10 protein-coding genes are annotated in these 8,837 nt (G+C 71.9%); 6 read left to right on the top strand and 4 right to left on the bottom strand.

Going from position 1 to position 8,837, the window contains the following annotated elements; all coding sequences use genetic code 11:
* The first annotated feature begins 211 nt into the window (after positions 1 to 211).
* Complete coding sequence (locus tag VF697_RS07830) at positions 212 to 529, top strand: hypothetical protein (protein WP_331092875.1); 318 nt, start codon at positions 212 to 214, stop codon at positions 527 to 529.
* Between the two features lie 57 nt (positions 530 to 586).
* Here VF697_RS07830 and VF697_RS07825 read toward each other — a convergent pair whose 3' ends face one another.
* From VF697_RS07825 to VF697_RS07815, 3 genes are all read right to left on the bottom strand, one after another.
* A complete protein-coding gene (locus VF697_RS07825) occupies positions 587 to 1,921 on the bottom strand; it encodes a sensor histidine kinase (protein ID WP_331092874.1) in 1,335 nt (444 codons plus the stop codon).
* 90 nt (positions 1,922 to 2,011) lie between these two features.
* Positions 2,012 to 2,245, bottom strand: coding sequence for a GIY-YIG nuclease family protein (locus tag VF697_RS07820; RefSeq protein ID WP_331092873.1), 234 nt, complete (start codon positions 2,243 to 2,245; stop codon positions 2,012 to 2,014).
* Positions 2,246 to 2,326: 81 nt separating this feature from the next.
* Positions 2,327 to 2,569: a CBS domain-containing protein gene (locus VF697_RS07815; RefSeq protein ID WP_331092872.1), complete on the bottom strand. Its 243-nt coding sequence runs from the start codon at positions 2,567 to 2,569 to the stop codon at positions 2,327 to 2,329.
* Positions 2,570 to 2,744: 175 nt separating this feature from the next.
* Here VF697_RS07815 and VF697_RS07810 point away from each other — a divergent pair, with 175 nt between their 5' ends.
* The 5 genes from VF697_RS07810 to pdxA all read left to right on the top strand — a co-directional run bounded on the left by VF697_RS07810 (position 2,745) and on the right by pdxA (position 7,878).
* Positions 2,745 to 3,761, top strand: a complete 1,017-nt coding sequence (locus VF697_RS07810) for an alpha/beta hydrolase (protein WP_331092876.1) — start codon at positions 2,745 to 2,747, stop codon at positions 3,759 to 3,761.
* Between the two features lie 65 nt (positions 3,762 to 3,826).
* The gene (locus VF697_RS07805; protein WP_331092871.1) at positions 3,827 to 4,864 is read left to right on the top strand and encodes a peptidylprolyl isomerase; all 1,038 of its coding nucleotides are present in this window, start codon (positions 3,827 to 3,829) and stop codon (positions 4,862 to 4,864) included.
* Between the two features lie 20 nt (positions 4,865 to 4,884).
* Positions 4,885 to 5,877, top strand: a complete 993-nt coding sequence (locus VF697_RS07800) for a peptidylprolyl isomerase (protein WP_331092870.1) — start codon at positions 4,885 to 4,887, stop codon at positions 5,875 to 5,877.
* Between the two features lie 55 nt (positions 5,878 to 5,932).
* Positions 5,933 to 6,883, top strand: a complete 951-nt coding sequence (locus tag VF697_RS07795) for a peptidylprolyl isomerase (protein WP_331092869.1) — start codon at positions 5,933 to 5,935, stop codon at positions 6,881 to 6,883.
* Between the two features lie 23 nt (positions 6,884 to 6,906).
* Positions 6,907 to 7,878, top strand: coding sequence for a 4-hydroxythreonine-4-phosphate dehydrogenase PdxA (pdxA, locus tag VF697_RS07790; protein ID WP_331092868.1), 972 nt, complete (start codon positions 6,907 to 6,909; stop codon positions 7,876 to 7,878).
* A gap of 6 nt (positions 7,879 to 7,884) precedes the next feature.
* Here pdxA and VF697_RS07785 read toward each other — a convergent pair.
* Positions 7,885 to 8,837, bottom strand: a 953-nt coding sequence (locus VF697_RS07785) for an AgmX/PglI C-terminal domain-containing protein (protein WP_331092867.1), incomplete at its 5' end; no start/stop codon positions are given.

Raw genomic sequence — 8,837 nt, 5'->3', positions numbered from 1 at the left:
CAGCACCATCATCCCGGTCCCCAGGCTGCGGCGGAACGCGTGGATGAGCAGGAAGACGGCGCAGACGAGCGTGATGACCCCGAACAGGGCGGCGAGAGGAAGGAGCGGCACGCCCCGTCAGATAGCACGGCTCCCGGCGTGTCGCGGCCCCCACGCGCGCATTGCGTGCTAAAGCACGCTCCCACGTCTCCTGACCGAGGTGCCCGGAACCATGGCCACACTGAAGACGCTGCTCACCTTCATGCTCGCGGGGGCCTTCCTGGGCCTGGCCACGGCCTCGTGGCTGGGGCCCAAGTGGCTCGCCTGGGACAACTCGCCGCGCTACCAGTCGGCCCAGGTCCTCTGCGACCTGCCGGAGATCACCCGGAAGGTCGCGGCGGACCTGCTCCACTACCAGCTCGTCGGCACCCTGGTGGGCACGGGCTCCTTCCTCGTGCTGGGCATCTTCTTCGTGGTGTGGCGCAACAAGCGGCAGAAGCTCACCCAGCCGCCGCCGGCCCCTCCGACCCCGCCCCGCCCGGTGGGTTGAGAAAAAACCTGTCCGACTGTCGGACAGGTTTTTCGAAAGTGCGCCCGGGAGGGGGGCCTAGGGAGACCCCGGCAGCGCCACGATGAAGCGCGCGCCGCCCTCGGGGCGGTTCTCCGCGCGCAGCACGCCGCCAAAGGACTCCACGTACTGGCGGGACAGCGTCAGCCCCAGCCCCGTGCCCTTCCCCGCTTCCTTCGTGGTGAAGAAGGGGGTGAAGAGCCGCGCCAGGTGCTCGGCCTTGATGCCCGGCCCGTTGTCCTCCACCACCAGCCGCACCCAGTCGGCCGCCAGCTCCACCCGCAGCGCCACCCGCCCCTCCGGCACCTTCGCGTCCTCGATGGCGTCCGCCGCGTTCAGCAGCAGGTTGAGCAGCACCTGCCCCAACCGCCGCGGCTCGGCCCGCACCGCCAGCTCCGCCGGCGGCGGCTCCACCGCCAGCTTCACCAGGGACTTCAGCCGCACCGACGCCAGCCGCACGCTCTCGTCGATGACCGGCGCCAGCTCGCACCGCCCCACCTCGTCTTCCATCACGGCCTCGTGGCGCGCCATCGCCGTGAGGTCCTTCACGATTTGATGGATGCGCTCCACGCCCTGCATCGTCTCCTGCAGGGCCTCGGTGTAGTCGGCGGAGCCCGCCCCCTGCGCCTGCTGCTGCCACTCCTCCTGGAGGAAGCGCAGGTTGGCCTGGATGTAGGCCAGCGGGTTGCGCACCTCGTGGGCCACGCCCGCCGCCAGCCGCCCCACCTGCGCCAGCCGCTCGGCCTGCAGCACGCGCGCCTGGGACTCCACCAGCGCGTCCTGCGCCACCCGCTGCTCCGTCTCCGCCTTCGTCCGCGCGTGGCGCAGCCGCCGGTAGAAGAAGCTCATCTGCAGCCCCAGGGCTCCCGCCCCCAGCATCAGCAGCAGCCACGTCAGCATGCGCGGCAGCGGCGTCCCACCGGCCCACATCACCCCGCCCGCCGCCACCATCGTCGTGAGCGTGCTCAACACGCCCTGCCGCACCTCGCCCAGGGACATCGAGAGCGTCACCAGGGGCATCACGCAGAACCAGCCGAAGAGGGGGCTGTCCACCCCGCCCAGCCGGTACACCACCAGCGCGAGGAAGAAGTTGGGCACCACCATCACCGCGAGCATCCGCACCAGCCGGCGGCGCGGCTTCGGCACGCGCCCCAACGTCCAACCCAGCCCCACCATCATCCCCGCCATCGTCAGGCGCAGCGCCAGCGTGTCCCACGGCAGCCGCATCACCGACAGCGCGTCCACCCCCCAGAACAGCAGACATGCGAAGGCCAGCAGATACAGGAGGTGCTGCTCATCCCGGAGGACCCAGGCCTCGCCCTTGGGCATTCCGTGCTGGCCCTGCGGGGGGCTGCCCCCGTGCGTCTGCGTCATGGCGGTCTGAGTCTCCCCTGTTTTCAAGGGAATGGAGAGTTCCACCGCCAACACTCCCACAAAATGGGGTCAGACGAAACCCATCCTGGGTCAGCCGCGCACCCGTTGGACGAGACGGAGCTTCTCGGCCCGAGAAAGGCGCTTGAGGGCGGCCTCGCGGCGGAGGGCGGCGCCCCGGTCGGCGGCCGACTCGCTCCACACCAGCGTCACCGGCAGGCGGGCCCGGGTATAGGCGGCGCCCTTCCCCCGGTTGTGGGTGGCCAGGCGCCGCTCCAGGTCGTTGGTGGCGCCCGTGTAGAGCGTTCCATCCCGACAGCGCAGCATGTAGACCTTCCAGGAGGCATCCGACACGGCGGGGCACGAGTGTAGCGCACGCCTGCCGGAGTCGAACGCCCGCCTCTCCCCTCACCCGGGGGCCGGGCTGCTCGTCTCATCTCCCCTCCACGCCCTCCGGGCCGCCATCACCATCGCCACCGGCAGCAGCGGATCCACCCGCCACGCCGACAGGATGTGCTCCCGGCTCACCAACCCCACCAACCCACCGGCCTGCTCCACCACGGGGAGCAGCCAGACACCCCGCCGCTCCATCACTCGCAGGGCACGCAGGAGGGTGTCGGTGGGAAGAAGGGCTACCTCTGTCGAAGACAACGTTTCCGCAAGTGTCGGGCTTTGCCGCATCCACGAGCCTCCCGGCTTGAACGTGGTGGGACCATTGCAACCCCCCGGCCGACATGTGGGTGCGCCGGATTTTCAACGAGGCACTTGTCCCCGAGGGCATTAGATTCCGGTCGTGACGAACCGAACCGGCCCCCAACTGACACGAATGGCAGATCTTTTCTCCCGAGCTGTAAATCGGGACGGAGAAGGATTGCTCACCCTGCCCTTCCGGCCGGACGAGCTGTACCGGGTGCCCACCGATGACGGGGCGGCCATCGCCCTGGGGCGCTACCACCCCCGAGGGGAACGCCGGTACGCCGAGCCGGTCATCCTGTGCCACGGCCTGGGTGCCAACCGGTTCCACCTGGACTTCGACGAGCGCTACAGCCTGGCGCGCTACCTCGCCCGCGCGGGCTTCGAGGCGTGGGTGCTGGAGCTGCGCGGCCGGGGACTCGCCGGCCCGTGCGGCGATGCCTCCTTTGATGACCAGGCCGAGCACGACGTGCGTTCCGCGCTGCGCACCGTGCTGTCCACCGGGGCGAAGGAAGTGCTCTGGGTGGGCCATTCCAAGGGAGGCCTCACCCTCTACGGCCACCTGGCGCGAAACCCGCAGGCCCCGGTGCGCGCCGCGGTGGCCATGGGCAGCCCCTTCACCTTCGCGGTGCAGCCGGGCCTCAAGCGCTTCATCCAGCGGATTGAACCGCTGCTGCGGCTGAAGATGATTCCCACCCGACGCATCACCGGCATCGCCCTCTTCGGCGCGCCGCCGGGGCCCCTCAGCCGCTACATGATGCTGGCCTCCAACATGGAGCCGGACGTGGTGCGCAAGGCCCTGGCCAACGTGCCCGCGGACATCTATGGCGGCGTGGTGCGCCAGTTCGCCCACTGGATTGCCACCGACTCCTTCTGCATGGTGGACGGCACCTGCTACCGCAAGCCGCTGGCCGGGGTGCGCCTGCCCATCATGCTCATGGCGGGGAGCAAGGACCTGCTCGCTCCCCCGCTCGCCGTGGCGCGGGCACAGGAGCACCTGGGCGGGCCGGTGAAGCTGGTGGTGGCCGGACGCGGCCATGGCTTCGCCGAGGACTACGGGCATGCGGATCTGGTGCTCGGGCGTCGCGCACCGGACGAAATCTTCCCGCTGGTGGAGGCGTTCCTGTCCGCGCACGCGACTCGCCCCTGAGGCCCCAGGGGCCGCCCGGTTGTCCGCTCCCCCCTGGCGTGCTACCCCACGGGCCCGCACCTCTCATGTCCCCAGCCTCCCGCTTCCTCGCCCTCGCCCTCCTCACCCTCGTGGGCTGCGAGCGCGGCCCCGCGCCGGGCCACGCCGTGGTGGACTTCCGCCATGAGCGCCAGCCGAGCGGCACGGCGGTGGCCTCCTGGAAGGCGGACCAGGTGACGGCCGAGGAGCTGACGCGCCGCCTGGAGGAGATGAGCCCCGCGCTGCGCGCGCGCTACCAGACGCTGGAGCAGAAGCGCGAGTACGTGGAGGGCCTGGCGCGCTTCGAGCTGCTGGTGCAGGAGGCGCTCGCGCGCGGGTTGCAGAACGACCCCGAGGTGGTGGCCAGCACCAAGCGGGCGCTGGTGACGCGGCTGATGCGCACCCAGCTCGACGAGGCCCAGCCCCCCGTCTCCGACGCGGAGGTGGCCGCGTACTACGAGCGCCAGAAGGAGGACTACGTGCGGCCGGAGCAGGTGCGGCTCGCGCACGTCTTCCTCGCGGCGCCCCGGGCGGACGCGGCCCGCGTGACGGCCGCGCGCGCCAGGGCGGAGAAGGTGCTCGCCGACGCGCGCGCCCTGCCCGCCAAGGACTTCGCCGCCTTCGGGCGCCTCGCGCGGGCCTACAGCGAGGAGCCGCGCACCCAGCCGCTGGATGGAGACCTGCGCTACCGCTCCCTCGAGGTGCTCGCCCAGGACTTCGGGCCCGAGGTGGCCGAGGCCGCGCGCGCGCTCGTCGCCAGCGGCCCGGGGGCGCTCAGCGGCGTGGTGCAGACGGACGCGGGGCTGCACGTGCTTCAGCTCACCGGCCACCAGGCCGCGTTGAACCTGAAGCTCGAGGACGTGCGCCAGCAGATCTCCGGCCGGCTCTCCCACGAGAAGCGCACCCAGGCGTGGGCCGAGCTGCTCTCCGGGCTGGAGCGCCGCGCCGGCTTCACCGTGGACACCGCGGCGCTCTCGCGCGTCCACGTGGACATGGGCGCCCCCATGCTGCCCCCGAGCGGTCCGCCCCCCGGCACCATGCCCTCCCCCTCTCCCTTCCCTTCCGCCCCGGTGGGCCAACCGTGACCAGCCAGAGGAGCCCCTCCATGCGCCGTGCCTTCGTCCGCGCCACCCCGCTGCTCGCCACCCTGGCGCTCGCGGTGGGCCTGGCCGGCTGCCCCAAGAAGGACAAGGAGGATCCGGACGCCAACGTGGTGGCCACCGTGAATGGCGAGGTGCTCGCCCGCGCGGACTTCGAGCAGGAGCTGGGCCGCGAGCTCGCCTCCGCCGAGGCCCCCCAGCGCACCCCGGAGGAGATCGAGCCCTTCAAGCGGGCGCTGCTCGACACGCTCATCTCCCGCATGGTGCTGCTGCAGGAGGCCCGGACGCACAACGTCACGGTGACGCCCGAGGAGGTGGACCGGGGGGTGCTGCGGCTGTCGAGTGACTACCCGGCGGGCAACTTCAACGAGGTGCTGGCGCAGGGGCAGCTGTCCATGGCGGAGCTGAAGGCGCGCGAGTCGGCGCGGCTCATCATCGAGAAGCTCTTCGCCAGCGAGGTGTACACGCGCGTGGCGCTCACGGAGGAGGAGCTGCGCGGCTACTTCTCGGCGCACGAGGCGGAGTACGTGGAGCCGGATCAGGTGCGCGCCGCCCAAATCGTGGTGAAGGGCATGGACGACGCGCGCAAGGTGCAGGCGCAGCTCAAGTCGGGCAAGAAGTTCGCCGACCTGGCGCGCCGCTACTCGCTGAGCGCGGACGCCAAGGTGGGAGGCGACCTGGGCTTCTTCCCTCGCGGGCAGATGCCGCCGGCCTTCGACGAGGTGGTGTTCCGCATGTCGCCCGGCCAGGTGTCCGACGTGGTGGAAACCGAGTACGGCTACCACCTGTTCCGCGTGCTGGAGAAGCGCGCGGGGCGCAAGCTGGACTTCAGCGAGGTGCGGGCGCAGGTGGAGGGCAAGCTGCTGGCGCAGCGGCGGGCCGAGGCGCAGGCGAAATACGAGGAGGAGCTGCGGGCGAAGGCCAAGGTGTGGGTGAATGAGGCCACGCTGCAGTCCATCCGCGGGCGGCCGGTGACGCAGCCGGCGGCCCAGCACTAATCGCCCCCATCGCGGGCACGGAAAGAGGAAGGACAGGAAGAAGCTGATCGGAACGATGGTGGCGGCCCTGCTCTTGAGCGGCGCGGTGGCGCGGGCGGAGCTGGTGGATCGGGTGGCGGCGGTGGTGAACCGCGACGTCATCGCGCTGTCCGAGGTGGAGAAGCGCGTGGCGCCGGAGCTGGCGCGGCTCAACACCGCGGTGCGCGATCCGCAGAGGCGGGCCGAGGAGCAGGCGCGGTTGCGCAAGGCCGCGCTGGACGCCCTCATCGGCGAGAAGCTGATGGAGGAGCAGATTCAGGAGCTGGGCCTGGGCGTGACGGACGCGGAGCTCGACGCCGCCATTGGCGACGTGCGGCGGCAGAACAACGTCACCGAGGACGCCCAGTTCGAGCGGCTGCTGTCCGGCGAGGGCTTCACCGTGGCGGCCTACAAGGACTTCCTGCGCAAGCAGATGGGGCGCATGAAGCTGGTGCAGCTCAAGGTGACCCCGAAGGTGAAGGTGTCCGAGGAGGACTTGAAGGCGGCCTACACCCAGTACACCAAGCTGGAGTCGGGCGACGCCGAGGTCCACGCGCGCCACATCCTCGTGCAGGTGGACGCGAACGCGAAGCCGGAGCAGGTAGAGGCGGCGCGCAAGAAGGCGGAGAAGCTGGCGGAGGAGGCGCGCAAGCCGGGCGTGGACTTCGCGGAGCTGGCGAAGGCCCGGAGCGAGGGCCCGAGCGCGGCGGACGGCGGCGACCTGGGCTTCTTCCGGCGCGGGGTGATGGTGGCCGCCTTCGAGCGGGTGGCCTTCTCGCTGCCCGAGGGGGGCGTGAGCGAGCCGGTGCGCACGCAGTTCGGCTGGCACGTGCTGAAGGTGGAGGAGAAGCGCGCGGTGGACGTGGCCGCCTTCGAGCAGGTGAAGGGCGAGCTGGAGCAGAAGCTCAAGCTGCAGAAGACGGAGAAGTTCGTCGAGCAGTACGTGCAGGAGCTGCGGCAGAAGGCCTCGGTCGACGTGAAGATCTGAGTGCCCCAGGGAGGGGGTAGCGCGTGAGCGAGCGTCCCGTCGTCGGCATCTCGTTGGGAGACGTGTCCGGAATCGGTCCCGAGGTCACGGCCCAGGCGCTCGCCCACCCCAAGGTGCGCCGGGCCCTGACGCCCGTCGTCTTCGGAGACGGGCCGACGCTGGAGCGCTTCCCCCTCTTCCAGAAGTACGCCCGCGCCACGCCGGACACGCTGGCCCGCGTCTCGGGGCCCACGGTGTGCGTGGTGACGGCACTGGCCGAGAAGGACCGTGTCCCCGGCAAGCCCACGCGAGCGGGCGGCAAGGCGCAGTACGGCTACATCCAGGCGGCCATCGCGGCGGCGCGCGCCGGCACGGTGGACGCGCTCTGCACGGCGCCCGTGTCGAAGGAGCAGATCTCCCGCGCGGGCATTCCCTTCATGGGGCACACCGAGGTGCTGGCCGAGGCGTTCGGCCGCGAGGTGCTGATGCTCATGGACGGCCCGCGGGTGCGGGTGGCGCTGGCGACGAACCACGTGCCGCTGGTGGAGGTCTCCCGGCTGCTGACGGTGGAGCGGCTGGTGGGCCAGCTCCAGCTGCTGTCCCGGAGCCTGAAGCCGGTGGTGGGCCGGGCGCCGCGCATCGGCGTGCTGAGCTTCAACCCGCACGCGGGCGAGGGCGGGCTGCTGGGGCGCGAGGAGGTGGAAGTCCTCACGCCCGCCATCCAGCGCGCGCGCAAGCTGCGGGTGGACGCGCACGGGCCCCTGGCGGCCGACGGGCTCTTCGCCCAGGTGGAGCGCTTCCCCTACGACGTGGTGCTGGCGATGTACCACGACCAGGGCCTCATCCCGGCCAAGGCCCTGGACTTCGAGCGCACGGTGAATGTGACGCTCGGGCTGCCCGTGCCGAGGACGTCGCCGGACCACGGCACGGCCTACGGCATCGCCGGCACGGGCCAGGCGAGCAGCGTCCCCATGGTGGAGGCGCTGCTCAAGGCCGCCCGGCTCGCCGCGCGCTGAGCCCGCTCAGTACGTGAACGGGAAGCGCACCGGCTCCTGACTCTGCACGCGGTGCTGCGGGAACTTCCACGAGCGCACCTGCGCCTCCATGCAGCGGGCGAACGGCGTGCCCTTGAGGGCCTCGGTCTCCATGAGGACGTCGGAGGCCGTGCCGTTCGGCTGGACGCGCCAGCGCAACACGAAGCGGCCCTTGTCGGAGTCCGAGTCGCGCGGCGGCGCGTGCGCCGCGATGCAGGAGAGGATGCCGTCCTTGTGCGAGCCCACCACCTGCATGACGTCCGAGGTGGACAGGGACTCCTTGCCGGGCTCGGGCGGGAGGTAGACGGTGCGCTTGGAGCGCGGGTCCTCCGCCTTGGGCCCCGAGAAGAGCTCCTTCTCGAACGCCTTGTCGACCGAGTCGTCGAAGTTGCTCGGATCCGCGGCCGAGGTGGCGCCCGCCACCGCCTTGCCCACCTTGGGCTTGGGCGTGGACACCGGCGTGGGCGCGGCCACGGGCGTGGGCGCGGGAGGCGGCAACGCGCGGCGCTCCCCCGCGTCGGCCTGGGGCTTCTCCCGCACCACGGACGCGGCGACCGCGGCCACGGCGACCTTGCGCGACGGCTCGGGCGCCGCGGGAGCGGGCACCTGGACCGAGGCGGTGACGACCTTGGCCTCCGGCTTCTCCACCACCGGCGCGACCGGGGCCGGAGCGGGCTGAGGCTGGGGCGCGGGCGCGGCGGGCTGCACCGCCGGAGCCGCCGCGACCACGGGCGCACTCGGCTGCACGGCCGCGGGAGCGGGCTGCTGCACGGGAGGCGGCGGCGTGGCGGCGACCGGCACGGGCGCGGCCTGTCGCGGCGCCACCGGGGCCACCGCCACGGGCTGCGACGCCGCCTCGGGCATCCGCTCCGGAGCGCTCCGGGGCCGCGGCAGGAGGAGCAACGCCCCCATGGCGAGGCCCACGGCCGTGGCGCCCCTCA

The sequence above is a fragment of the Archangium sp. genome, from assembly GCF_036388035.1.
Classification (GTDB): Bacteria; Myxococcota; Myxococcia; order Myxococcales; family Myxococcaceae; genus Archangium.
This window is presented reverse-complemented; position numbering and strand designations above follow the sequence as displayed.

Bases quoted from the DNA above. Each gene is read 5' to 3' on its own strand.
- VF697_RS07820 (WP_331092873.1), bottom strand. From the start codon at position 2,245: ATGCTGCGCTGTCGGGATGGAACGCTCTACACGGGCGCCACCAACGAC.
- VF697_RS07800 (WP_331092870.1), top strand. From the start codon at position 4,885: ATGCGCCGTGCCTTCGTCCGCGCCACCCCGCTGCTCGCCACCCTGGCG.
- VF697_RS07830 (WP_331092875.1), top strand. From the start codon at position 212: ATGGCCACACTGAAGACGCTGCTCACCTTCATGCTCGCGGGGGCCTTC.
- VF697_RS07825 (WP_331092874.1), bottom strand. From the start codon at position 1,921: ATGACGCAGACGCACGGGGGCAGCCCCCCGCAGGGCCAGCACGGAATG.
- VF697_RS07805 (WP_331092871.1), top strand. From the start codon at position 3,827: ATGTCCCCAGCCTCCCGCTTCCTCGCCCTCGCCCTCCTCACCCTCGTG.
- VF697_RS07795 (WP_331092869.1), top strand. From the start codon at position 5,933: ATGGTGGCGGCCCTGCTCTTGAGCGGCGCGGTGGCGCGGGCGGAGCTG.
- VF697_RS07810 (WP_331092876.1), top strand. From the start codon at position 2,745: ATGGCAGATCTTTTCTCCCGAGCTGTAAATCGGGACGGAGAAGGATTG.